Origin of the sequence: Streptomyces sp. NBC_01296 (assembly GCF_035984415.1) — a bacterium.
GTDB lineage: Bacteria > Actinomycetota > Actinomycetes > Streptomycetales > Streptomycetaceae > Streptomyces.
Genome location: NZ_CP130720.1, coordinates 5,849,822 through 5,872,132 on the forward strand (window position 1 = coordinate 5,849,822; position 22,311 = coordinate 5,872,132).

General features: G+C 72.5%; 22 protein-coding genes. 12 read left to right on the top strand and 10 right to left on the bottom strand.

The genetic code is table 11. The features are described from left to right. The first annotated feature begins 98 nt into the window (after nt 1–98). The 3 genes from OG299_RS26585 (at nt 99) to OG299_RS26595 (ending at nt 2,541) form a co-directional block, all read left to right on the top strand. Nucleotides 99–1,118 carry an NADP-dependent oxidoreductase gene (locus OG299_RS26585; RefSeq protein WP_327362848.1) on the top strand — a complete coding sequence of 340 codons (1,020 nt, stop codon included), beginning with the start codon at nt 99–101 and terminating at the stop codon, nt 1,116–1,118. 64 nt (nt 1,119–1,182) lie between these two features. Continuing rightward, entirely contained in the window at nt 1,183–1,605 is a 423-nt protein-coding gene (locus OG299_RS26590) for an organic hydroperoxide resistance protein (protein WP_266629515.1), read from the top strand. Between the two features lie 81 nt (nt 1,606–1,686). After that, complete coding sequence (locus tag OG299_RS26595) at nt 1,687–2,541, top strand: EI24 domain-containing protein (protein WP_266629517.1); 855 nt, start codon at nt 1,687–1,689, stop codon at nt 2,539–2,541. Between the two features lie 117 nt (nt 2,542–2,658). On the opposite strand, the gene OG299_RS26600 is transcribed toward OG299_RS26595, so the two are convergent. Further along, a complete protein-coding gene (locus tag OG299_RS26600; RefSeq protein ID WP_327362849.1) occupies nt 2,659–3,384 on the bottom strand; it encodes a hotdog fold domain-containing protein in 726 nt (241 codons plus the stop codon). A 163-nt stretch (nt 3,385–3,547) separates the two neighbouring features. Here OG299_RS26600 and OG299_RS26605 point away from each other — a divergent pair, with 163 nt between their 5' ends. From OG299_RS26605 to OG299_RS26615, 3 genes are all read left to right on the top strand, one after another. Then, complete coding sequence (locus tag OG299_RS26605) at nt 3,548–4,132, top strand: DUF1707 and DUF4190 domain-containing protein (RefSeq protein WP_266629521.1); 585 nt, start codon at nt 3,548–3,550, stop codon at nt 4,130–4,132. Between the two features lie 291 nt (nt 4,133–4,423). Then, entirely contained in the window at nt 4,424–6,130 is a 1,707-nt protein-coding gene (locus OG299_RS26610; protein ID WP_266629523.1) for a hypothetical protein, read from the top strand. Nucleotides 6,131–6,143: 13 nt separating this feature from the next. Beyond that, the gene (locus tag OG299_RS26615) at nt 6,144–7,736 is read left to right on the top strand and encodes a DUF2142 domain-containing protein (RefSeq protein ID WP_266629525.1); all 1,593 of its coding nucleotides are present in this window, start codon (nt 6,144–6,146) and stop codon (nt 7,734–7,736) included. Between the two features lie 40 nt (nt 7,737–7,776). Here the strand turns inward: OG299_RS26615 and OG299_RS26620 are convergent, their stop codons facing one another. After that, nucleotides 7,777–8,490, bottom strand: coding sequence for a carbon-nitrogen hydrolase family protein (locus OG299_RS26620; RefSeq protein WP_266629526.1), 714 nt, complete (start codon nt 8,488–8,490; stop codon nt 7,777–7,779). 120 nt (nt 8,491–8,610) lie between these two features. Between OG299_RS26620 and OG299_RS26625 the strand changes: the two genes are divergently transcribed. Further along, nucleotides 8,611–9,261 (top strand): hypothetical protein, encoded by a 651-nt coding sequence (locus OG299_RS26625; RefSeq protein WP_266629528.1) that lies wholly within the window; start codon nt 8,611–8,613, stop codon nt 9,259–9,261. A 27-nt stretch (nt 9,262–9,288) separates the two neighbouring features. On the opposite strand, the gene OG299_RS26630 is transcribed toward OG299_RS26625, so the two are convergent. Continuing rightward, the gene (locus tag OG299_RS26630; RefSeq protein ID WP_327362850.1) at nt 9,289–9,867 is read right to left on the bottom strand and encodes a TetR/AcrR family transcriptional regulator; all 579 of its coding nucleotides are present in this window, start codon (nt 9,865–9,867) and stop codon (nt 9,289–9,291) included. 119 nt (nt 9,868–9,986) lie between these two features. On the opposite strand from OG299_RS26630, the gene OG299_RS26635 reads away from it, so the two are divergent. Further along, nucleotides 9,987–12,521, top strand: coding sequence for a glycoside hydrolase family 3 protein (locus tag OG299_RS26635; protein ID WP_442817535.1), 2,535 nt, complete (start codon nt 9,987–9,989; stop codon nt 12,519–12,521). An 83-nt stretch (nt 12,522–12,604) separates the two neighbouring features. On the opposite strand, the gene OG299_RS26640 is transcribed toward OG299_RS26635, so the two are convergent. Continuing rightward, on the bottom strand, nt 12,605–13,501 hold the full coding sequence (locus OG299_RS26640; protein ID WP_266629533.1) for an SGNH/GDSL hydrolase family protein: 897 nt from the start codon (nt 13,499–13,501) through the stop codon (nt 12,605–12,607). Nucleotides 13,502–13,750: 249 nt separating this feature from the next. On the opposite strand from OG299_RS26640, the gene OG299_RS26645 reads away from it, so the two are divergent. After that, nucleotides 13,751–14,245, top strand: coding sequence for a DUF3145 domain-containing protein (locus tag OG299_RS26645; RefSeq protein ID WP_030160508.1), 495 nt, complete (start codon nt 13,751–13,753; stop codon nt 14,243–14,245). Nucleotides 14,246–14,316: 71 nt separating this feature from the next. On the opposite strand, the gene fabF is transcribed toward OG299_RS26645, so the two are convergent. From fabF to OG299_RS26670, 5 genes are all read right to left on the bottom strand, one after another. After that, nucleotides 14,317–15,582 (bottom strand): beta-ketoacyl-ACP synthase II, encoded by a 1,266-nt coding sequence (fabF, locus tag OG299_RS26650; protein ID WP_266629536.1) that lies wholly within the window; start codon nt 15,580–15,582, stop codon nt 14,317–14,319. 79 nt (nt 15,583–15,661) lie between these two features. After that, entirely contained in the window at nt 15,662–15,910 is a 249-nt protein-coding gene (locus OG299_RS26655) for an acyl carrier protein (protein ID WP_266629538.1), read from the bottom strand. A 59-nt stretch (nt 15,911–15,969) separates the two neighbouring features. Beyond that, nucleotides 15,970–16,974, bottom strand: coding sequence for a ketoacyl-ACP synthase III (locus tag OG299_RS26660; protein WP_327362852.1), 1,005 nt, complete (start codon nt 16,972–16,974; stop codon nt 15,970–15,972). 19 nt (nt 16,975–16,993) lie between these two features. After that, a complete protein-coding gene (locus tag OG299_RS26665; protein ID WP_266629541.1) occupies nt 16,994–17,926 on the bottom strand; it encodes an ACP S-malonyltransferase in 933 nt (310 codons plus the stop codon). Between the two features lie 89 nt (nt 17,927–18,015). Beyond that, the gene (locus OG299_RS26670) at nt 18,016–19,221 is read right to left on the bottom strand and encodes a PucR family transcriptional regulator (RefSeq protein WP_266629543.1); all 1,206 of its coding nucleotides are present in this window, start codon (nt 19,219–19,221) and stop codon (nt 18,016–18,018) included. 82 nt (nt 19,222–19,303) lie between these two features. Between OG299_RS26670 and OG299_RS26675 the strand changes: the two genes are divergently transcribed. Continuing rightward, nucleotides 19,304–19,957 carry a pirin family protein gene (locus OG299_RS26675; RefSeq protein ID WP_327362853.1) on the top strand — a complete coding sequence of 218 codons (654 nt, stop codon included), beginning with the start codon at nt 19,304–19,306 and terminating at the stop codon, nt 19,955–19,957. A 32-nt stretch (nt 19,958–19,989) separates the two neighbouring features. On the opposite strand, the gene OG299_RS26680 is transcribed toward OG299_RS26675, so the two are convergent. After that, entirely contained in the window at nt 19,990–20,808 is an 819-nt protein-coding gene (locus OG299_RS26680; RefSeq protein WP_327364598.1) for a serine hydrolase domain-containing protein, read from the bottom strand. A gap of 70 nt (nt 20,809–20,878) precedes the next feature. Between OG299_RS26680 and OG299_RS26685 the strand changes: the two genes are divergently transcribed. Beyond that, nucleotides 20,879–21,274 carry a MerR family transcriptional regulator gene (locus OG299_RS26685; protein WP_266629547.1) on the top strand — a complete coding sequence of 132 codons (396 nt, stop codon included), beginning with the start codon at nt 20,879–20,881 and terminating at the stop codon, nt 21,272–21,274. Next, on the top strand, nt 21,271–22,287 hold the full coding sequence (locus OG299_RS26690) for an aldo/keto reductase (RefSeq protein WP_327362854.1): 1,017 nt from the start codon (nt 21,271–21,273) through the stop codon (nt 22,285–22,287). Before OG299_RS26685 ends, OG299_RS26690 begins: the two co-directional genes overlap by 4 nt. Nucleotides 22,288–22,311: the final 24 nt, after the last annotated feature.

Genomic DNA, 22,311 nt, shown 5'->3' on the forward strand with positions numbered 1-22,311 from the left:
ATCCAGAGTACCCATTTACTTGACAACATGAAATATCCAGGCGCATGGTTGTTTCAGGTACTGAAGTATTCGTCGATTCCTCGATTCGGGAGCGTCCCATGTCTCAGATCCCCGCCGTCAGCCGCGAGTGGCACCTCGTCCGCCGCCCGCAGGGCTGGCCCGTAGCCGAGGACTTCGCCCTGCGCGAGGTCGAGGTCGCGGCTCCGGCCCCCGGCCGGATCCTGGTGCGCAACCTGCACATGTCCGTGGACCCCTACATGCGCGGCCGGATGAACGACGTGAAGTCCTACGTCCCGCCCTTCCAGCTGGACAAGCCGATGGACGGCGGCGCGGTCGGCGAGGTCGTGGCCTCCGCCGCCGAGGGCTTCGAGGTCGGCGACCACGTGCTGCACGGCCTGGGCTGGCGCGAGTACGCCGACGTGCCCGCCCAGCACGCCACCAAGGTCGACGCCTCGCTCGCGCCGCTCTCCGCCTACCTCGGCGTGCTCGGCATGCCGGGCCTGACCGCCTACGCCGGCCTCTTCGAGGTGGCCTCCTTCAAGGAGGGCGACTCCGTCTTCGTCTCCGGCGCGGCCGGCGCGGTCGGCAGCCTCGTCGGCCAGTTCGCGAAGATCAAGGGCGCCGCTCGAGTGATCGGCTCGGCCGGCTCGGACGAGAAGGTGACGCTCCTCACGGAGAAGTACGGCTTCGACTCCGCCTTCAACTACAAGAACGGCCCCGTCGGCGAGCAGCTGAGGGAGGCCGCCCCCGAGGGCATCGACGTCTACTTCGACAACGTCGGCGGAGACCACCTCGAGGCCGCCATCTCCTCCCTGAACGTGTACGGCCGGGCCACCCTGTGCGGGGCGATCGCCCAGTACAACGCCACCGAGCCCACCCCCGGCCCGCGCAACCTGGCCCTGGTCATCGGCAAGCGGCTGCGCCTGCAGGGCATCCTGGTCAGCGACCACGCGGGGCTCCAGCCGCAGTTCGTCCAGGACGTCGCCGGCTGGCTGCGCTCCGGCGAGCTCGTGGCCGACGAGACCGTGGTCGAGGGCGTGGAGAACGCGGCCGAGGCCTTCCTCGGCATGCTGCGCGGCGACAACACCGGAAAGATGATCGTTTCTTTCACCGGTTAGGCTCACTGCACACCGTCGTGATCGTGGGCGCGAGTCACGGCGATTACCAGGAGGATCTCTTTACATGTCCATCCAGCAGACCGACGTTCTCTACACCGCTGTCGCCACCGCCGAGAACGGCCGTGACGGCCGCGTCGCGACCAACGACGGCCAGCTCGACGTCGTCGTGAACCCGCCGAAGGAGATGGGCGGCAGCGGCGCCGGCACCAACCCGGAGCAGCTGTTCGCCGCCGGCTACAGCGCCTGCTTCCAGGGCGCCCTCGGCGTCGTCGCCCGCAACGAGAACGCGGACATCTCCGGTTCCACCGTCACCGCCGAGGTCGGCATCGGCAAGAACGACGAGGGCTTCGGCATCATCGTCAAGATCTCCGCCGTGATCCCGAACGTGGACGCCGCCACCGCCAAGGACCTGATCGAGAAGGCCCACCAGGTCTGCCCGTACTCCAAGGCGACCCGCGGCAACATCACGGTCGAGCTCGCCGTCTGATCCGGCTCGCGCTCCGCGAAGGCCGCACCCCGACCCCGGGGTGCGGCCTTCGCCGTGTGCGGCCGGTCCTAAACTGGACCCATGCGTGATCTTGCGGGGGGATTCGGCTATCTGCTGGCCGGACAGAGATGGGTACTGCGACACGGCCGCTGGCTGGGCTTCGGCCTGCTGCCGGGGCTGGTCTCGCTGGTGCTGTACGCCGGCGCACTGGTCGGGCTCGGCTACGGCGCCGACGACCTGACCGCCTGGGCCACCCCCTTCGCCGACGGCTGGTCCTCGCCGTGGCTCGGGCTGTTCCGGGGCTTCCTCACCGGCCTGGTCTTCTGCCTCGGGCTCTTCGTCGCGGTCATCACCTTCACCGCCGTGACCCTGCTGATCGGCCAGCCGTTCTACGAGTCCCTCTCGGAGCAGGTCGACCGCAGCGAGGGCGGCGACGCCCCGGAGTCCGGGCTCCCGCTCTGGCGGGAGCTGTGGATCTCGGCCCGGGACAGCCTGAAGGTGCTGGTCCGGGTGCTGCTGTACGGGGTCCTGCTCTTCGCGCTCGGGTTCATCCCGGTGATCGGGCAGACCGTGATCCCGGCGATCGGGTTCTGCGTGTCCGGGTTCTTCCTCGCCGAGGAGCTCACCGCCGTCGCGCTGCAGCGGCGCGAGGTCGAACTCGCCGACCGGCTCGTCCTGCTGCGGTCGCGGCGGATGCTGGTGCTCGGCTTCGGCGTCCCGCTGGTGCTGGCGTTCCTGGTGCCGCTGGTGGCGGTGTTCCTGATGCCGGGCGCGGTGGCCGGGGCGACGCTGATGGTCCGGGACCTGACCGGGGAGGACGAGGCCCCGGCCGCCGACCCGAAGACCGACACCGCCGCGGCCGCCTCCGGGGGCGCGCAGGCTCCGGCCGGGGGTGCGGCCGGAGGTTTCGGACCGCCGCCGCCCGCGTACTCGTAGACCGCTCGCCCGTGGATCGCCGGTCCCGCGGGGCCACCGCTTCAGCAGGGTGATCGCGCCGACCGTGTCCTCGCCTGCGTGCCGGACGCCGCGAGCCCGGTCTGACCGACAAGACACCTAGGTCGTGACGCGGGGTTCCACCCACAGGGCCTCGCCGACGGCGCAGAGATCGCCTGCGGCGGTGGCCAGGGCCGTGCCCACGCGGTATTTACGGCCCTCGCTGCCGAGCAGCCAGGCGTACGAGACGAGGCCCGCGCCGACCGGGACCGGCCGCAGCAGCCGCGCGGTCAGGGCGGCCGTGACCGCACCGGCCCGCCGGTCGTCGAGCAGCCGGCCGGCCGCGTTGCCCGGGCAGTCCAGCGCGCCCCACACCAGCTCGGGCGGCAGCAGTCCGTCCGCGCCGCCGAGTTCGGGGCCGGGGGTCCAGGCGGCGGCCACCAGGGCGCTGCCGGGCACCCGGCCGCAGTGCAGGCGCAGGCCCGTGGCGGGCGTGCGGTGCAGACCGCAGCCGAAGCAGTCGACCATCCCGTCCGGGGGAGCCGCCCGGTAGGCGTCGGCCGCCGTCTGCGCCTGCTCCCAGGACGGCGGCTCGGGGGCCTCGACGGCCGGATCGGCGGGGGTGGCCGCCGCCAGCAGGAGCTCGCCGTCCACCAGCTGCACGCCGCCTTCGGCGGTCGGGGCGAGCCGGACCGGGGCGTCCGTGGGCACCGGCCGGCGGAAGTCCACCCGTACGGTCTTCGCGGCGGCCCGGGTGGCCAGCACCCCGGCCACATAGCCGCCGAAGGCCACCCCGGGATATCCGCACAGGTGGGCCGGAACCGTGATCGTCTCGAAGTCGGTCATGCCCGCCACCTCATCACATCCGCCGTCGCATCCGCCGCCCGCGGCACGGGCATCGGTCTCGTCACAGCCATCGGGCCGCGGGCACCGCAACTATCGCCGGTGCCCGTTCGTCCTCCATCCTGGACGGACGCGCACCGCGCGCAGGGGCTTCGGAGGTGGCCGGATGGCAGAACAGCCGTGGGGGCAGCCGTACCCGGTCCGCCCGCAGCAGCAGTCGTACGGGCAGCCGTGGCAGCCCGCGCCCACCCCGCAGTCCGCGATGCGCGCCTCGCACACCGACCGCGACCGGACGGTGGACGTGCTCAAGGCCGCCTACGCGGAGGGCCGGCTCTCCCGCGAGGAGTACGGGCAGCGCTTCGACGAGGCGTACAAGGCGCAGACGTACGGGCAGCTCGCGCAGCTGGTCGCGGACCTGCCGGCCGGGCCGATGGTGGCCCCGTTCGGTGCCGCGGTGCCGGTGCTGCCGCCCGCCTACGGGCCGGTGCCGGGGCCGCTGCCCATGCCCCTGCCGCCCCGCCCGGTCAACGGGATGGCGATCACCTCGCTCGCGCTGGGCGTGCTCAGCCTGCCGACGCTCGGCGCCGCGGGCCTGGGCGCCGTGATCACCGGCCACATCGCCAAGGCGCAGATCCGCGCGCGCGGCGACGAGGGCGCCGGGCCCGCGACGATCGGCCTGGTGCTCGGCTGGCTGTCGTTGGGCGGCTGGGTGCTGCTCTTCCTGCTCGCCGGATTCGGGGTCCTCGACTGACCTGCGCCTTCCTGCGCCGGGCCGTGGGCGGTCCCGGGGCGGTTCCCGGGCGGTCTCGGGCGGTCTCGGGCGGTTCCCGGGCGGTCACGGCCGCCGTCCCGGGACCCCCGCCCGCCAGAGGCGGCCCGATAGTATGCGTGGCGGCAAGAGCCGAGGCTGTCCCACACCGTCCTTGAGTCCGCCGCCCTCGTCCGCTCCGCGGACCTGTGGGCCCGGAGCTCGGGCAGTGGCTTGCCGAGAACGACGACCGGCCGTCGCGCCGAGTACCGACCAGCAGTAGGGACACCGTCAGTGACAGTCAGTACCGAGGGGTCGGCGGCCGTGCGGCCGAGCCCCCCGAGCGGACCGGCCCCACACGCCCCCGGCAGCTCCGGATCCTCGGACCCGGCCCCGCGGCGCGCACTGCGCTCCCGCGGCGGGCTCCTGCTGCTGGAAGCCGCCGTGGCGTTCGCCGCGGCACTGGTCCTCCCGCTGCTGGCACGCGGCCTGAAGCTGAACCCGCTCAACCGGATCGCGCAGGTCAGCGGCCTGGCCGCGATCCAGCTGCGGTTCGCGCTGATCGGACTCCTCTTCATCGGCGCCGTGGTGCTGGCGATGCGGCTGCGCGGCGGGCGCCACTTCGACCTCGCCACGCGCCTGGCCGCCGCCGCCCTCGCCGGCCTGGCCAGCGGTTTCGTCGCGGCGGGCGCCGTCGTCGCGCTGCTGGGCACGCCGTGGCCGATGTTCGGCCTCAACGGCGACAGCGGCCGGATCGTCGAATGGGCCCACGCCGTCGCGAACGGGCAGCCCTCGGGCTCGCCGGTCTACCCGCCGATGCCGCTCTACACCCTCGGCTACTACGCCGAGTGGTTCCACGGCGGCAACACCGCGTACGCCTTCAAGGACCTGCAGATCCTCGGCGCCGCCGCCTTCGGTCCGCTGGTCTACCTCGCCTGGCGGATGCTGCTGAGCCCGGTCCGGGCGCTCGCCTTCGGCGTTGTGCCCGCGTTCGCGCTGATCGACTCGTACAAGCCGTACAGCCAGACCGTGCTCGTGCTGCTGGTCCCGGTGCTGGTGGCGATGGTGGTGGCGCTGCGCCGCAGCGGCACGGAGGGCTGGCGGCCGCTGCTGCTCAAGGGCGCCGGGTTCGGCGTGCTGCTGGGCGTGCTGTTCCTCACGTACTCGGGCTGGTTCCTGTGGAGTGCGGCCGGCGTGCTGTTCGCCGCCCTGCTGTACTTCCCGTGGAAGACGGGACGCCTCAAGGGCGCGGCCTTCATGGGCACGACCCTGGCGGCCTTCCTCGTGGTGGCCGGGCGCTACCTGATGGTCATGCTGAAGGAAGGGCAGACCACCAAGGACTACAACTTCCGCTTCGACAACTTCACCGACCCGGCCTACTACCTGATGTGGCGTACGGACATGCCCGGCAAGGTGGGCGACTGGCCGCCGCCGGGGGAGTTCGGCGGGGTCGGGCTGTTCGCCCTCGTGACCTTCCTCTGCCTGGGCGCCGCGATCTGGCTGGGCCTGCGCAAGCCGCTGGTCGTGACCATCGCCGCGATGTTCATCAGCGCGTGGGTGATGCGCATGTACATCGCCTCGCACATGTACGAGACGCAGACGGTCCAGCTGTACACGCGCACCAACAACCAGCTGCTCTACTGCGGTCTGATCCTGTGCGCGCTGGTGGCGCACCTGGTCTCGTTGAAGCTGGCCGAGCGGCGCACCGCGTCCGGGGCATCCGCTCCGGAGTCCGACGCATCCGCGCCCGCCACGGGCCGTACCGGGTTCCCCGGCCGCGAGGGAGCCGTGATCGGAACCCTCTGCGCCCTCCTGCTGCTGCTCGGCACGGTCTCCTCCTCGATGTCCGACCGCTACATGCCGGCCCAGGACGGCACCTACCGGATCCTGCCCTGGGTGTCGCACACCATCCGGCAGCAGGACGGGAAGTGCCCGAAGTTCGCGCCCAAGGGCGAGTGCTCCAAGGACGGCGACCAGAGCTGGCTGAGCTACGTCCGATGATCAGAAGGAAGCGATGATCTCCGCACTGACGCGCCTGGCCGACTGGTCGGCCCGGACCCCCAAGCGGCTCTGGGCCATCGCCTTCGCGCTGTTCTTCACGCTCGCGGCCTCCTGGTCCGCAGCCACCCCGCTCGGCGGCTCGCCCGACGAGCACGCCCACTTCATCCGTGCGGCCGCCGTCGCCCGGGGCCAGATCGGCGGCCCCGAGGTGATGGTTCCGCACATGGTGGCGGGCATCGAGGGCAAGTTCGCCGAGACCGGGGTGCAGCTCCCGGAGTGGTACAAGCAGCTCCCCAAGCAGCACGAGTGCTACGCCTGGCACGAGGAGACGCCCGCCTCCTGCGCCCCGGAGTTCGGGCACTCGGAGAAGACCGTCCAGGTCACCACCGCGGCCGGCCGCTACCACCCGGCGTACTACCTGGCGACCGGCTGGCCGAGCCTGCTGGTCAAGGGCCCGCACGGGCTGTACCTGATGCGGCTGATGTCGGCCGCGCTCTGCTCGGCCCTGCTGGCCAGTGCCGTCGTCACCGCCGCGGAGTGGCGGCGCCGGCGCTCGGTGGCGCTGCTCGGCGTGTTCACCGCGGCCACGCCGATGAGCCTGTACATGGCCGGCATGGTCAACCCCAGCGGCGGTGAGATCGCCGCCGGCATCCTCGTGTGGACCGCCCTGCTGTCCATCCTGATGTCCCCCGATGCACGGCTGCTGAACCGGCGGCTGGCCCGGGTCGGCATCGGCGGGCTGGTGCTGATCAACATCCGCCCGCTCGGGCTGATCTGGTTCGCCGGTGCGGTCTTCTTCGGCCTGCTGCTCGCGCACCGCGGCGTCCTGCGCTCGGTGCTGCGCCGCAAGGCCCTGTGGGTCTGGACGGCGCTGCTCGGCGCGGCCACGGCCGGTGCGCTGCTCTGGGCCGGGGCGCACCCCGACAACTCGGTGATCAACACGCCCAAGACGCTCACCGCCAGGGAAGCCGCCCGGCAGACCTTCGGCAACGCCGAGACGTACGTCCACCAGATGCTCGGCTACTTCGGCTGGCTGGACACCCCGGCACCCGCCTTCACCTGGCTGGTCTGGCTCGGCGTGATCGCGGTGCTCACCGCGCTGGGGCTGGCGTACGGCCGGCTGCGCGAGGCGGTGGCGCTGATCGGCATGCTGGTGGCGATCGTGGTGGTGCCCGTGGTCGCCCAGGCCTCGCAGGCGGAGCAGCTCGGCATGGTCTGGCAGGGCCGCTACCTGCTGCCGTTCGCCGTGGGCCTGCCGCTGATGGCGGTGCTGATCTGCGCGAGCCGGGCGCCCGAGCAGGGGTTCCCGTGGCGCAGGCTGGTCGGCTTCGGCGCGGCCGGGCTCGCGCTGGCGAACGCTGCGGCGTTCTTCTGGACGCTGCGGCGCTTCGCGGTCGGCACCAGCGGCTCCTGGGTGCCGTTCTCGGCGCACTGGGCCCCGCCCGGCGGCTGGATGCTGTGGACCGGCGTGTACACGGCGGCGGCGTTCGCCCTGGTGCTGCCGGCGCTGGTGCGGGACCGCGAGCCGGATCCGGCGCAGGATCCCGCGGAGCGGAACGACGGCACGCGCTCGGGACGGCACTCGAAGGTGCCCGCGATCGGCTGACCCCGGTCGACCCGGGGTGGCGGCGCCGTCCGTCGGGCCGTCAGGCGCCGACCTCGGCGGTCACCACGCCGGGCGTACGGTCGTCCGCCTCGGCCAGCAGCGCGCCGCCCGGGGCCCAGACCGCGGCGCGGCCGCAGCCGGTCCACGGGCCCGCCGGCCCCACGTGGTTGCCGAGGACGACGTACAGGCCGTGCTCCTCGGCGATCTTGGGGTACACGGTGGCCCGCTCCCGGATCCCCTCGCCGCTCCCGTACAGGGAGCTCGCCAGGTGCACCCGGCAGCCGTCCGCCGCCGCGCGGCCGGTGAGCTGCGCGAAGTGGTTGTCGTAGCAGACGCCGAGGGAGAAGCGGATCCCGCCGAGCTCGAAGCGGCCCTGGCTCCCGCCGGCCGCGAAGCCGCCCTGCTCGTGCCCGTACAGGTGCTGCTTGGCGTACGTCGTCACATGCCGGCCGTCCGCGCCGTAGACCAGGGTCGCGATGGCGGGCAGCGGCCCGTCGGTGCGCAGCGCGACATTGACGGCGACGGCGATGCCGGCGGAGCGCAGCGGATCCAGGCGGGGGTCGTCGGCGTCCGCCATCCACAGGCCGGGGTCGGCGGCCATGGCCTCCAGCTCGTAGCCGGTGAGGGTGAACTCGGGGAACACGACGAGCTCGGCGCCCTGCTCCCGGGCCGCCACCGCGAGGCTGACGCTCCGCTCCGTGTTGGCGGGTATGTCGGCAGGGATGCAGGTGAGCTGGGCTGCGGCGATCTTCACGGGTCCAGGATGCCAGCCCGGCCGGCCCTCCCACGTCCACCCGGGGGTCGACGTGGGAGCGGGGCCGGGGCGATGCTGTAACGGCCCGATTGCTCACCGGAGTTGACGGAGGATCGGCTGATGCCCGACTGGATCCGCCCGGTCCTCGCCGGCGCCTTCCTGGTCGTGTCGTACCGCGTGGTCCGCACGAGCGGGGCGGGACTGCGGGTGGCGGTGCTCCTCATGGCCGTCCTGAACGCGGGCGTGCTGTGGCTGCTCGCGGCCACCGGCCCGCCCCGGGGCGCGGTCGCGGTCGCCCTCGTTTCCGTGGTGGCCGCCGTCCACAGCCTGTTCGCGGCGATGCGGACCCTGGCGGCCCGGATCCAGCGGGTCGACGCCGAAGCCTTCCACGGTCTGGTCCGGCAGGCGGCGAACGCCCCCGGCCCCCAGGTGATGGGCGTGTGCGTGATGTTCAGCGGCTCGCTCGCCCTCACCGCCTTCGCCGACGACGCCCGCCCCGAGGGCCGCCAGTTCCACCTCCTGCCCGGACCGCACTGCCCGTTCTGCCTGGTGGAGGATCAGATCCGGGATTTCCTCGGCCCCGCGGACCCGCTGCTCGACGCCTACCGCACCCACCTGCGGGCGGGCAGCAGCCGCCATCTCCTGGTCAAGCGGCGCTCGGAGCTGGACCCCTGGACGGGACGCCTGCGCGACCGGGTCTACTACCGGGTCCCCGCCCCGGCCCGGCGCCCGCCCTGCGCAGTCCACGACCCGCTCCTGGGCCGCCCCTAGCGAGTGTCGTCAACGTCCCGTCTGCGGTCAGCCCGCTTCCGGCCCCCGCAGCAGGGTCAGGAACGCGCGGAAGGCGGCCGGCATGTCCACCGATTCCGGGGCGAGCAGCCACTGGTACTGGAGGCCGTCCATGACCGCGGTCAGCAGCGGGGCCGCCTGCTCCGGGGTGAGGCCCGAGGGCAGCCGGTCGCCGAACTCGGCGCGCAGCACCTGCGTCATCTCGGCGCGCACCTGGGCGTAGCGCTCGGTGAAGAACTCCCGCGCCGGATGCCCGTCGGTGACGCTCTCGCCCAGCAGCGCCGAGAAGGTCTGCACGATGCCGGGGCGCATGGCGTTGTACTCCACCAGCGAGGCCAGCAGGTCCAGGCGCCAGGCGCCGGCCGAGGCGCGCGAGCCGCCGCCGGTGTCCCAGCGGTCGCGCTCCTCCAGCACCGCGACCAGCAGCGCCTCCTTGGTCGGGAAGTAGTGCAGCAGCCCCTGCTGGGTCAGGCCGACGCGTTCGGCCACCGCGCCCAGCGACGCACCGCGGTAGCCGCGCTCCGCGATCACCTCGACCGCCGCGCGCACGATGTCGCCGCGCCGCTCCTCGCTTCTCGCCCTGGCCATCGCCCCGGCACCTCTCCCGTTCACGCCGTGCCCCGCCTCGTCGGCGGCGCCCTCCGTACGTTATCGGAATATCACGAACACATTACGAACCCTACCGCTCTACTGGCATCGGGTCCACGATGGGGGACACCCCCGCGGCACCCGCACCACACCCCGCCGCATGCACCCGCACGCATGCACCCGCACGCACTCAACGAGGAGGCACGGCCGTGACCGATGCCGATCAGGTCCGCAACGACGCCGTAGAGGCGGCGCTCGGCAAACTCGACCTCGACACCAAGGCCCGACTGCTGGCCGGCCAGGACATGTGGTCCCTGCCCGCCGTCCCCGGGATCGGGCTCGAATCCCTCGTCATGTCCGACGGCCCCATCGGGGTCCGCGGCGTGCGCTGGACCGCCGACGACCCCTCGATCGCCCTGCCCTCCCCGACCGCGCTCGCCGCCGCCTGGGACCCCGCGCTCGCCCGCCGCGCCGGCCTCCTCCTCGCCCAGGAGGCCCGCCGCAAGGGCGTCCACGTCCTGCTGGCCCCCACCGTCAACCTGCACCGCTCCCCGCTCGGCGGCCGGCACTTCGAGTGCTACTCCGAGGACCCGTACCTCACCGGCGCCATCGGCGCCGGCTACGTGAAGGGCGTCCAGGACGGCGGCGTCGGCACCACCGTCAAGCACTTCGTCGGCAACGACGCCGAGACCGAGCGGTTCACCGTCGACAGCGTCATCGCCCCGCGCCCGCTGCGCGAGCTGTACCTGGCCCCCTTCGAAGCCATCGTCGCGAACGCCCACCCCTGGGGCGTCATGACGGCGTACAACCAGGTCAACGGCACGACGATGAGCGAGCACCGCTACCTCGTGAACGAAGTCCTGCGCGGCGAATGGGGCTTCGACGGGTACAACGTCTCCGACTGGATGGCCGCCCGCTCCACCACCGGCGACATCCTCGGCGGCCTCGACGTCGCCATGCCCGGACCGCAGACCGTCTACGGGCCCGCCCTCGCCGAGGCCGTCCGGGCCGGCGAGGTCCCCGAGTCCGCCGTGGACGAGGCCGTGCGCAACGTCCTGCGCCTCGCCGCCCGCGTCGGGATCCTGGAGGGCGCCCCCGCCGCCGTCACCGAGACCCCGGCCCCGATCGACGGCCAGGCGCTGGCCCGGGAGCTCGCCGCCCGCGGCTTCGTCCTCGTGCGCAACGAGAACGGGACCCTCCCGCTGGACGCCGCCTCCGGCCGCAGCGTCGCCCTGATCGGCGCCGCCGCCCAGGGCGCCCGCGTTCTCGGCGGCGGCTCGGCCACCGTGTTCCCCGAGCGGATCGTCTCCCCGCTGGACGGCCTGACCGCCGCCCTCCCGGAAGGGGCCCTGACCTTCACCGTCGGAGCCGACCCCAGTGAGGAAGCCGGCCCCGCCGACAAGGGCTTCGAGCTCCGGGCCATCTGCCGCGACGCCTCCGGCGCCGTCCTCGGCGAGGGCAGCCTGCCGACCGGCCAGGTCCAGTGGATCGGCGACGACCTGCCCGCGGGCGTCTCGTACGAGACCATGGCGAGCATCGAGGTCACGGGTACGTTCGTGCCGCGCGAGAGCGGCGAGCACACCTTCGGCACCCGCGGACTCGGCGCCTTCGCCCTCGCCGTCGACGGCGAGACCCGCTGGGAGGGCGTCCAGGCGATGGGCAACGAGGCAGACCCGTTCGAGGCCTTCTTCGGCGCCCCCAGCGAGCGCGCCCGCATCGATCTCACCGAGGGCCGGGCCGTCGAGGTCTCGCTGACCTTCCAGGTCCCCGACACCAGCACCCTGCCGCTCAAGGCGATCATGTTCTCGCTGCTCCACCTCGGCCCGCGGCGCGACGCCGACGAGCTGATCGCCGAGGCCGTCGCGGCCGCCCGGGCCGCCGACACCGCCGTCGTGGTCGTCGCCACCACCGAACGCGTGGAGTCCGAGGGCTTCGACCGGCGCGACCTCGCCCTGCCGGGCCGTCAGGACGACCTCGTGCGGGCCGTCGCCACCGCCAACCCGAACACCGTGGTCGTCGTCAACGCCGGATCCCCGGTGGAACTGCCGTGGCGGGACGAGGTGGCCGCCGTACTGCTGACCTGGTTCCCCGGGCAGGAGGGCGGGGCCGCGCTGGCCGACGTACTCCTCGGGCACGCGGAGCCGGGCGGGCGGCTGCCCACCACCTGGCCCGCGCGGTTCGCCGATGCGCCCGTCACCGAGGTGATCCCGACCGTGGGGCGCCTGGAGTACACCGAGGGCCTCTTCATCGGGTACCGGGCGTACGAGCAGCAGGGCATCGCCCCCGCCTTCCCGTTCGGGCACGGCCTCGGCTACACCGACTGGGCGTACGAGTCCCTGGAGGTCACCGCCACCACGGCCCGGGTCCGCGTCACCAACACCGGCAGCCGGCCCGGCCGCGAGGTCGTCCAGGTCTACCTCGCCCCCGCCGCCACGCCCGACGCCGCGGAGCGTCCGGCGAGCTGGCTGGCCGCGTTCGCGGGCGTCGAGGCGGGCCCCGGCGAGAGCGTCGAGGCCGAGATCGCCCTGCCCGCCCGGGCCTTCGAGATCTGGGACGAGGAAGCCCGCGGCTGGCAGCGGATCGGCGGTGCGTACGAGGTCCGCGCGAGCCACGCCCACGGCGACACGCGGCTGACGGCGACCCTGGAGATCTAGAACCTCCAGGGGTGGCCGGAAAACACCCATGAACCGGACCGGGGGCGGGCCCTGACACCCGCCCCCGGTCCCCATGTCCCACGTCAGCGCGGCGGCTCGGCCGCCGTCACCTGGCGGTGCGCCAGCTCCGCGAGCCGGGCCTGCCCGTCCTTGCCCGGGTGGAACCAGTCCCAGCGGCTCAACTGGTCGGCGGCGAAGGGGTACTGGAACACCGCTCCGCCGTCGTAGCGGCACAGCGCGTCCTTCTTGCAGACCTCGCGGAGCACCTCGTTGTACTCGACCACCCGCGCCCGCACCTGCTCGCGCCGGGCCGTCGCCCCGGAGGCCCCCGACAGCGGATCCGCCAGCATCGACTGACAGATCCCCAGCTTCCAGATCTGCCGCACCATCGGGCTGTCCTTGCCCTGCTCCCACAGGCGCTGCAGGTCCGGCACGCTGGAGACGTACACCTGGGACGCGGGGGAGGCCGCCCGCAGACCGGCGAGGGCCTTCTCGAAACCGGCCCGGAAATCCGCCACCGGTGTCATCGACGAAGCCGACGGGCGGCAGGCGTCGTTCGAGCCCACCATCACCGTGACCAGGTCGGGCTTGTGCTCCGCGGCCGAGGCCAGCTGACCGGCCAGGTCCGCCATCCGAGAGCCCGTCACCGCGTAGTTCCAGCTGCGCGCGGGCACCTCGGCCTCCCCGAGCAGCCGGGTGGCGAGGGAGTGGACGGCGGGATCGCTGCCAGTGGCCCAGGACACCTCCGGGCAGTCCGCCAGCACCGAACAGGCGTCGAAACCCCGTGTGATGGAGTCGCCGACGGCGGCGATCGACGAGGGTGCGGTGTTCCAGCGCGGCCCGGCCTGCGCTCCCCGCTCACCCTCCGTGGCCGACCCGCCCGACTGACACCCGGTCAACACCCCGGCCAGGAGGGCCGTCGCCACGCCCGCGCCCGCGAGAGTCCGGCGCGCGCGGCGGCGCAGGGCGGTGGTGCACATCGGGTGGTCCCCTCCTCGTCGCCCCACGTCCTCCGGGGGCGTCCTGCTGAGTGAATGCTCGGTGTTTGGCAGCCTCGGACCGACCGTACGTCACACCATGACCCCTGGCGCACGGTAGCTTTTTCCCGTGGCGTTTCGGCCGCAGGTCCCGTAGCGCATTGTCAAATAATTTCCGTTACATTACATCACGTCACATACTGTCCGTTTTCTGGAGTTTATTCCCGACCTCGTCCCACACTGGAGGTCCCGGTGACGACACGTGGAGTTCTGTACGTGCATTCCGCACCGCGCGCGCTCTGCCCGCACGTGGAATGGGCTGTTGCGGGCGTGCTCGGGGTGCGGGTGAACCTCGACTGGATCAGGCAGCCCGCCTCCCCGGGCACCTGGAGAGCCGAGTTCTCCTGGCAGGCCGAAGCGGGCACCGCGTCGAAGCTCGCCTCCGCGCTGCGCGGCTGGCACCTGCTGCGCTTCGAGGTGACCGCGGAACCCTGCCCGACCGCCGAGGGCGAGCGCTACAGCTCCACCCCGGAACTCGGCATCTTCCACGCCGTCACCGGCATGCACGGCGACATCCTGATCCCCGAGGACCGGCTGCGCGCCGCCCTCGCCCGGTCCGCGCGCGGCGAGACCGACCTGGAGGCGGAGATCGCCAAACTGCTCGGCAAGCCCTGGGACGACGAGCTGGAGCCCTTCCGCTACGCGGGCGAGGGCGCCCCGGTCCGCTGGCTCCACCAGGTCGTCTGAGACTCGGGGCATACGGAAAGGGCCCGCCCGGCGAGTGCCGGGCGGGCCCTTTCGTACGTACTGCTCGTCGATCAGACGCTGCGGAAGGCGAGGGTCACGTTGTGGCCGCCGAAGCCGAACGAGTTGTTGATCGCGGAGATCGGGCCCTCGGCCGGCAGCTTGCGCGGCTCGCCGACGACGATGTCCGCGTCGATGTCCTCGTCGAGCTCGTCGACGTTGATGGTCGCCGGGGCGATCCGGTGGTACAGCGCGAGTACGGTCGCGACGGTCTCGATACCGCCGGCGCCGCCCAGCAGGTGACCGGTCATCGACTTCGTCGCGGAGATCGCGATGTGGTCGAGGTCGTCGCCCAGGACCTTGCGCAGGGCCTTCAGCTCGGCCGTGTCACCCTGCGGGGTCGACGTGGCGTGCGCGTTCAGGTGGACCAGCTCGGCCGGGTCGAGACCCGTGTTGTCCAGCAGGTTCTGCACCGCGGCCGCGACACCGCGGCCGGTCGGCTCCGGCTGCGCGATGTGGTGGCTGTCCGCGGACAGGCCCTGGCCCAGCACCTCGCAGTAGACCCGGGCGCCGCGCGCGGCGGCGTGCTCGGCGGACTCCAGGATGACGACGCCCGCGCCCTCGCCGAGGACGAAGCCGTCGCGGGCCTTGTCGTACGGGCGGGAGGCCTGCTGCGGGTTGTCGTTGTTCTTGGACATCGCCATCATGTTGGCGAAAGCGGCGATCGGCAGCGGGTGGATCGCCGCCTCGGTGCCGCCCGCGACGACCACGTCGGCGCGGCCGGTACGGATCATCTCGACGGCGTAGCCGATGGCCTCGGCGCCCGAGGCGCACGCGCTGACCGGAGTGTGCACGCCCGCCTGGGCGTTGACCTCCAGGCCGACGTTGGCCGACGGGCCGTTCGGCATGAGCATGGGGACGGTGTGCGGGGAGACCCGGCGCACACCCTTTTCCTTCAGTACGTCGTACTGGTCGAGCAGGGTGGTGACGCCGCCGATACCGGAGGCGATCACGGTGCCCAGGCGTTCGGGCATGATGGCCGCGTCCTCGCCCGCCGGGGCGGTGTAGCCGGCGTCGGCCCACGCCTCACGGGCGGCGATGACGGCGAACTGGGCCGAGCGGTCCAGCTTGCGGGCCAGCGGGCGCGGCAGGACCTCACTCGGGTCCACGGCGACCGGGGCGGCGATACGAACCGGGAGTTCGGCGAAGCGCTCGCCCTCGAGGGGCTTGACGCCGGAACGACCGGCGAGCAGACCTTCCCAGGTCGAAGCGCTGTCGCCACCCAGCGGAGTGGTTGCGCCGATACCGGTGACGACCACGGTGCGATTGGTCGGGCTCACAGGAATTCTTTCTCCACGTCTCAGGGGGTGCTGAATTGTCACGGCGCCACCGCAGGGTGGCGACAAACGCTCGTCAGGCTCAGGCCTGGTGCTTCAGGATGTAGTCCGCGGCGTCGCCGACCGTCTTGAGGTTCTTGACGTCCTCGTCCGGGATCTTGACGTCGAAGCGCTCTTCGGCGGCGACGACGACCTCGACCATGGAGAGCGAGTCGACGTCCAGGTCGTCGGTGAAGGACTTCCCGAACTCGACGTCCTCGACGGGGATGCCGGCGATCTCGTTGACGATCTCCGCGAGACCCTCGATGATCTCTTCCTGCGTGGCGGCCATGTGGCGCTCCTTCTATAGCTAACTGGGGTGAAGCAGGGTCGGGATGTGGATCCCGGGCCCTAGGGGAGGGTAACGACCGTCGCGGCGTAGACGAGTCCCGCCCCGAAGCCGATGACGAGCGCGGTGTCGCCGCTCTTCGCCGCTCCGGTCGCCAGGAGCCGCTCCATAGCGAGCGGGATCGAGGCGGCCGACGTGTTGCCGGTGGTCTCCACGTCACGGGCGACCGTGACGTGCTCCGGCAGCTTCAGAGTCTTCACCATCGAGTCGATGATCCGCATGTTTGCCTGGTGCGGGATGAAGACGTCCAGGTCTTCGGCGGTGATCCCGGCCGCGTCGAGCGCCTGCTGGGCCACCTTGGCCATCTCGAAGACGGCCCAGCGGAAGACCGCCTGACCCTCCTGCGTGATGGCCGGGAACTTCTGGTCGCTGTCCGTGCTGCGGTACTCGTCCCACGGCACGGTCTGCTTGATCGTCTCGGACTTGTCGCCCTCGGAACCCCACACCGTGGGGCCTATGGCCGGCTCGTCCGAGGGGCCGACGATCACGGCGCCGGCGCCGTCGCCGAACAGGAAGGCCGTCGTGCGGTCCTCCAGGTCGGTCAGGTCCGACAGCCGCTCCACGCCGATGACGAGGACGTACTGGGCGGAACCTTCCACCACGAGGCCCTTGGCGAGGGTCAGTCCGTACCCGAAGCCGGCGCAGCCCGCGGAGATGTCGAACGCGGCGGGCTTGATCGCTCCGACCCGGTGCGCGATCTCGGTCGCGACGGCCGGGGTCTGCTTGAAGTGCGAGACCGTCGAGACGATCACGGCACCGATCTGCTCCGGCGAGACGCCCGCATCGGCCAGTGCCTTGCCGGCGGCCTCCACCGACATCGCGGCGACCGTCTCCTGGGGCGAGGCCCAGTGCCGGGTCGCGATGCCGGAGCGGGAGCGGATCCACTCGTCCGACGAGTCGATCGTCTCGAGGATGACCTCGTTGGAGACCACGCGGATCGGACGGTAGCCGCCGACGCCGAGGATGCGGGCGTACGGGGAGCCCTTGGCAGGCTTGATCTTCGACATGCTGTGTGGGCTCCTTCTCTCAGGCCGCGTGCTCGGCGACGAGTGCCGCGGCCTTTTCGAGATCGTCCGGCGTCTTCAGGGCCACGTTCGGAACGCCCTTGAGCGCACGCTTGGCCAGACCCGTCAGAGTGCCACCCGGGCTGAGCTCGATGATCCCGGTGACGCCCAGCTCGCGGAACCGCTCCATGCACAGGTCCCAGCGGACCGGGTTCGCGACCTGGCCGACCAGGCGGGCGACGACGTCGGCGCCCGCGGTGACGACGTGGCCGTCCTTGTTCGAGACGTACGTCAGCTCCGGGTCGGCCGGGGCGAGGGCCTGCGCGGCCTTCTCCAGCGTGGCGACCGCAGGAGCCATGTGGTGCGTGTGGAAGGCGCCCGCGACCTTGAGGGCGACGACCTTCATGGAGCCCTCGGGCTTCTCGGCCACCAGGGCCTCGATCTGCTCCATCGTGCCCGCAGCCGCGATCTGGCCGGCACCGTTGATGTTCGCCGGGGTCAGCCCCAGCTTCTCCAGGTGTGCGACGACCACGTCCTGGTCGCCGCCGAGCACCGCGGCCATGCCCGTCTCGGTGACGGCGGCGGCCTCGGCCATGGCCAGGCCGCGGGTCCGTACGAACGACAGCGCGTCCGCGTCGGACAGCACACCGGCGTACGCGGCGGCGGTGATCTCGCCGACGCTGTGGCCCGCGACGGCGCCGAAGGCCGCACGGCCCTTCTCGAGCGTCGCGGTGAGCGCCGAAGCGGACAGCAGACCGGCGGCCACCAGCAGCGGCTGGGCCACCGCCGTGTCGCGGATCTCGTCCGCATCGGCCTTCGTGCCGTAGTGGGCAAGGTCGAGCCCGATGGCGTCGGACCACTCGGCGACGCGGTCAGCGGCGCCGGGAAGGTCGAGCCAGGGAGTCAGGAAGCCGGGCGTCTGTGCGCCTTGGCCGGGAGCGACGAGTACGAGCACCCTCACACTCTCTCTTGTGGATGGTCCCGCCCGCCCGTGGGGACAGGGACGAAGAACCGTCGGGGTAATTGTTGATGTCCGACAAAAGTCTAGGACTGCGGATCGCCGTCGGCCAGACGCCCGAGGATCAAGGCGATCCGCAGTGTGAACGCGGAGCGGACATCGGAGGGTGACCAGCCGGTGACGTCGGTCACACGTCGCAGCCGGTAGCGCACCGTGTTCGGGTGCACGAACAACATCCGTGCCGCCCCTTCCAGGCTGCTCGCCTGTTCCAGATACACGCTCAGCGTCTCCAGCAGCGCCGACCCCGCCTCTTCCAGCGGTCTGTAGATCTCCTCCACCAACTGCTCCCGGGCGGAGGGATCCGAGGCGATCGCTCGCTCGGGCAGGAGATCGTCCGCAAGCACCGGCCGCGGGGCGTCCTGCCAGGCCGTGCACGCCTTCAGCCCGGCCGCCGCGGCCTGCGCGGACTTGGTGGCGTTCAGCAGGTCCGGAACCACCGGACCGGCCACCACCGGACCCGCCGCGAACGGCCCGATCAGCGACTTCGCCACCTGGATCGGGTTGTCGCTGCCGCCCGCGATCACGACCAGGCGGTCACCGAGCACACCGGTGAGGACCTGCAGCTTGTGGTGCCGGGCCGCGCGCCTGATCGCCTCGACCGTCAGCTCGCTGTCGCCCTCCGGCGCGGTGCCCAGCACCACGCACACGTGCTCCGGCGAGTTCCAGCCCAGCGCCGCGGCCCGCGACAGCGCGCCCTCGTCGGCCTCGCCGGACAGCACCGCGTTCACGACGAGGGACTCCAGGCGGGCGTCCCACGCCCCGCGCGCCTCGGCGGCCTGCGCGTACACCTGGGCCGTCGCGAACGCGATCTCCCGGGCGTACACCAGCAGCGCCTCGCGCAGGATCGACTCGTCGCCCGGGGCCGCGACCTCCTCGATCGCGGCCTCCATGACCTCGATCGTCGTACGGACCATCTCCACGGTCTGGCGCAGCGTGATCGCCCGGGTCAGCTCGCGCGGAGCCGTCCCGAAGACGTCCGTCGAGATCGCCTGCGGGGTCTCCGGGTGCCGGAACCACTCCGTGAACGCGGCGATGCCGGCCTGGGCGACCAGGCCGATCCAGGACCGGTTCTCCGGGGGCATCGCCCGGTACCACGGCAGGGTCTCGTCCATGCGGGCGATCGCGTTGGCGGCGAGCCGGCCGGAGGACTTCTCCAGTCGGCGCAGCGTCGCGGCGTGCGGATGGGCGGGAGCGGGATGCGCGGGGGAATGCTCACGTTCGGCTTGGGGCACGGGACAAGACTGCCTTATCGGGACGGCGGCGCGGAGTCCGGTCCCACGGCGGCCTTCCGCCGGGGGGGCTACGGTGACCCCCATGATTGACGTACGCCGCGGGGCCGACCGGTACGGGGGCGGGGATCCGGACAGCGGGATCACCACCTTGCACGCCTTCTCCTTCGGCCGGTTCTACGACCCGGACAACGTGCGCTTCGGCCCGGTCCTGGCCTGCAACGAGGAGACCCTCGCCCCGGGCGCCGGCTTCGACGAGCACCCGCACAGCCACACCGAGATCGTGACGTGGGTCGTCCAGGGCGAGCTCACGCACAAGGGCAGCACCGGCGAGAGCACCGTGGTCCGGCCGGGCGACGTGCAGCACCTCGGCGCCGGATCCGGCGCCCGGCACATCGAGCGCAACGACGGCGCGGTGCCGCTGCGCTTCGTGCAGACGTGGCTCGCGCCCCTCGCCTCCGGCGGGGAGCCCTCGTACACGCTCGTCCGCGGGATCCGCGACGACGCCCCGTACGAGGTCCCCGCGGCCGGCGCCGTCCTGCACGTGCGCAGGCCCGGCGCGGGCGAGCGGCTCGCCGTACCGGCGGCGGAGCGGGTCTACCTGCACGTGGTCCGCGGGGACCTGCGCCTGGACGGGGAGGAGCTCGGGCCCGGGGACGCGGCGCGGATCACCGGCGAGCCGGGCCTGGAGATCGTCGCCGGATCCCCGGGGGAGCTGCTGATCTGGGAGCTGCCCTAGGGGGTTGGCGACCGGCGGTCAGCGGGCGGCGGTCAGCGGCCGGCGAGTTCGGCGAGGACCGCGTCGGTGAACGGAGGCCAGGCCTCCACGGCCCACGGGCCGAAGGCGCGGTCGGCCAGCGCGACACACGCGGCGCGCGCGTCCGGGTCCACCCACAGGAAGGTGCCGGCCTGCCCGAAGTGGCCGAACGTGCGGGCCGAGGACGTGGCGCCGGTCCAGTGCGGGGCCTTGCCGTCGCGGATCTCCAGGCCCAGCCCCCAGTCGTTGGGGGACTGGATCCCGTACCCCGGGAGCACGCCCTTGAGGCCGGGGTGGACGACGGAGGTGGCTTCCGCGACCGTACGGACGTCGAGCAGCCGGGGCGCCTGGAGTTCCGCCGCGAAGCGGACCAGGTCGCAGACGGTCGAGACGCCGTCCTTGGCCGGCGAGCCCTCCAGCGTCGTCGACGCCATGCCGAGCGGCTCGAACACCGCCTGGTGCACGTACTCCGAGAAGGGGATGCCGGTGGCCTTCGTGATGTGGTCGCCGAGCACCTCGAAACCGGCGTTCGAGTACAGCCGGCGCGTGCCGGGCGCCGCCATCGCGCGGTGCTCGTCGAAGGCCAGCCCGCTGGTGTGGGCGAGCAGGTGACGGACCGTCGAGCCCTCGGGTCCGGCCGGCTCGTCCAGCTCGACCGCCCCCTCCTCGTACGCGACGAGCGCGGCGTACGCGGCGAGCGGCTTGGTCACCGAGGCCAGCGCGAAGCGGTGGTCGACGGGCCCGTGGGAGCCGGCCAGGCTCCCGTCGGCGCGTACGACGGCCGCCGCGGCGGTCGGAACCGGCCAGTTCTCGATGATCCGCAGACTCTGCAGGGTTTCCACGCTCTCCATGCGGCCGAGCCTACTTGCTTGGAGTGCACTCCAAGGTTTTAGCGTGGTCGCCATGAGCCTGACGCAGACGCGGTACACGATCAGCGAGGTCGAGGCCCGGACCGGTCTGACCCAGCACACCCTGCGCTGGTACGAGCGGATCGGCCTGATGCCGCACGTGGACCGCTCCCACTCGGGACAGCGCCGGTTCACGGACAAGGACCTCCACTGGCTGGCCTTCGTGGGCAAGCTGCGCGCCACCGGGATGTCGGTGGCCGACATGGTCCGCTACGCGGAACTCGTGCGCGAGGGCGAGCACACCGTCGACCGGCGCCGCGAACTGCTGGAGCAGACGCGGCGCGAGGTGCGCACGCGCATAACGGAGCTGACCGACGCGCTCGCCGTACTGGACTTCAAGATCGGCATGTATGCCACGGTCACGACCGCGGGGAAGGCGAAAGAGCAATGACGAAGAACACCACCATCGAGCAGGTCGAACTCGGCAAGGGCGGCCCGCGGGTCGGTGTCCAGGGTCTCGGCTGCATGGGCATGAGCGAGTTCTACGGGGACACCGACGAGGCAGTGGCCCGCGAGACCCTGGACGCGGCCCTGGCCGCCGGGGTCACCCTCTTCGACACCGCGGACGTCTACGGGCGGGGCCGCAACGAGGAGTTCCTCGCGCCGTTCGTGGCGGCGCACCGGGACGGGATCACCCTCGCCACCAAGTTCGCCATCGAGCGCACCGACGACGCGCAGTACCGGGGGATCCGCAACGACCGCGCGTACATCCGCGGGGCCGTGGAGGACAGCCTGCGGCGGCTGGGGACCGAGGTGATCGACCTCTACTACATGCACCGGCGCGACCCGGCCGTGCCGTTCGCCGAGTCGGTGGGTGCGATGGCCGAGCTGGTGCAGGAGGGGAAGGTGCGCCACCTGGGGCTCAGCGAGGTCACCGGCGCCGAGCTGCGCGAGGCGTACGCGGTGCACCCGATCGCGGCGCTCCAGTCGGAGTGGTCGCTGTTCAGCCGGGACGTGGAGCGCAGCGCGGTGGGCGCGGCGGCGGAGCTGGGCGTGGCCTTCGTGCCGTACTCCCCGCTCGGGCGCGGTTTCCTGACCGGCGCGTTCAAGGACGCGGCGGAGCTGTCGGCGGGCGACTTCCGCGCCTTCCAGCCCCGTTTCACCGGCGACAACGCCAAGGCCAACGCGGCGCTGCTGGAGCCGGTGCGGCAGATCGCGCAGGCGCACGGGGCGACCCCGGCGCAGATCGCGCTGGCCTGGGTGCACCAGCAGGCGCAGGTGCACGGGCTGACGGTCGTCCCGATCCCCGGCACCCGCAAGCCGAGCCGCCTCGCGGAGAACACCGGGGCGACCCGGATCACCCTGACGCCGGCGGAGCTGGCGCTGCTGGAGCCGATCGCCGCCCAGGTCGCGGGCGACCGCTACCCGGACATGAGCTCGACGTCGGCGGCCCGCGAGGGCTAGGCCGCAGCCACCGCGCCGGGGTCC

What these genes read in the sequence shown, in the direction of transcription:
- OG299_RS26635 (WP_442817535.1), top strand. Translation starts at nt 9,987, where the DNA reads ATGGGGGACACCCCCGCGGCACCCGCACCACACCCCGCCGCATGCACC.
- OG299_RS26655 (WP_266629538.1), bottom strand. Translation starts at nt 15,910, where the DNA reads ATGGCCGCCACGCAGGAAGAGATCATCGAGGGTCTCGCGGAGATCGTC.
- OG299_RS26590 (WP_266629515.1), top strand. Translation starts at nt 1,183, where the DNA reads ATGTCCATCCAGCAGACCGACGTTCTCTACACCGCTGTCGCCACCGCC.
- OG299_RS26615 (WP_266629525.1), top strand. Translation starts at nt 6,144, where the DNA reads ATGATCTCCGCACTGACGCGCCTGGCCGACTGGTCGGCCCGGACCCCC.
- OG299_RS26690 (WP_327362854.1), top strand. Translation starts at nt 21,271, where the DNA reads ATGACGAAGAACACCACCATCGAGCAGGTCGAACTCGGCAAGGGCGGC.
- OG299_RS26600 (WP_327362849.1), bottom strand. Translation starts at nt 3,384, where the DNA reads ATGACCGACTTCGAGACGATCACGGTTCCGGCCCACCTGTGCGGATAT.
- OG299_RS26660 (WP_327362852.1), bottom strand. Translation starts at nt 16,974, where the DNA reads ATGTCGAAGATCAAGCCTGCCAAGGGCTCCCCGTACGCCCGCATCCTC.
- OG299_RS26630 (WP_327362850.1), bottom strand. Translation starts at nt 9,867, where the DNA reads ATGGCCAGGGCGAGAAGCGAGGAGCGGCGCGGCGACATCGTGCGCGCG.
- OG299_RS26595 (WP_266629517.1), top strand. Translation starts at nt 1,687, where the DNA reads ATGCGTGATCTTGCGGGGGGATTCGGCTATCTGCTGGCCGGACAGAGA.
- OG299_RS26675 (WP_327362853.1), top strand. Translation starts at nt 19,304, where the DNA reads ATGATTGACGTACGCCGCGGGGCCGACCGGTACGGGGGCGGGGATCCG.
- OG299_RS26640 (WP_266629533.1), bottom strand. Translation starts at nt 13,501, where the DNA reads ATGTGCACCACCGCCCTGCGCCGCCGCGCGCGCCGGACTCTCGCGGGC.
- OG299_RS26605 (WP_266629521.1), top strand. Translation starts at nt 3,548, where the DNA reads ATGGCAGAACAGCCGTGGGGGCAGCCGTACCCGGTCCGCCCGCAGCAG.
- OG299_RS26585 (WP_327362848.1), top strand. Translation starts at nt 99, where the DNA reads ATGTCTCAGATCCCCGCCGTCAGCCGCGAGTGGCACCTCGTCCGCCGC.
- OG299_RS26625 (WP_266629528.1), top strand. Translation starts at nt 8,611, where the DNA reads ATGCCCGACTGGATCCGCCCGGTCCTCGCCGGCGCCTTCCTGGTCGTG.
- OG299_RS26685 (WP_266629547.1), top strand. Translation starts at nt 20,879, where the DNA reads ATGAGCCTGACGCAGACGCGGTACACGATCAGCGAGGTCGAGGCCCGG.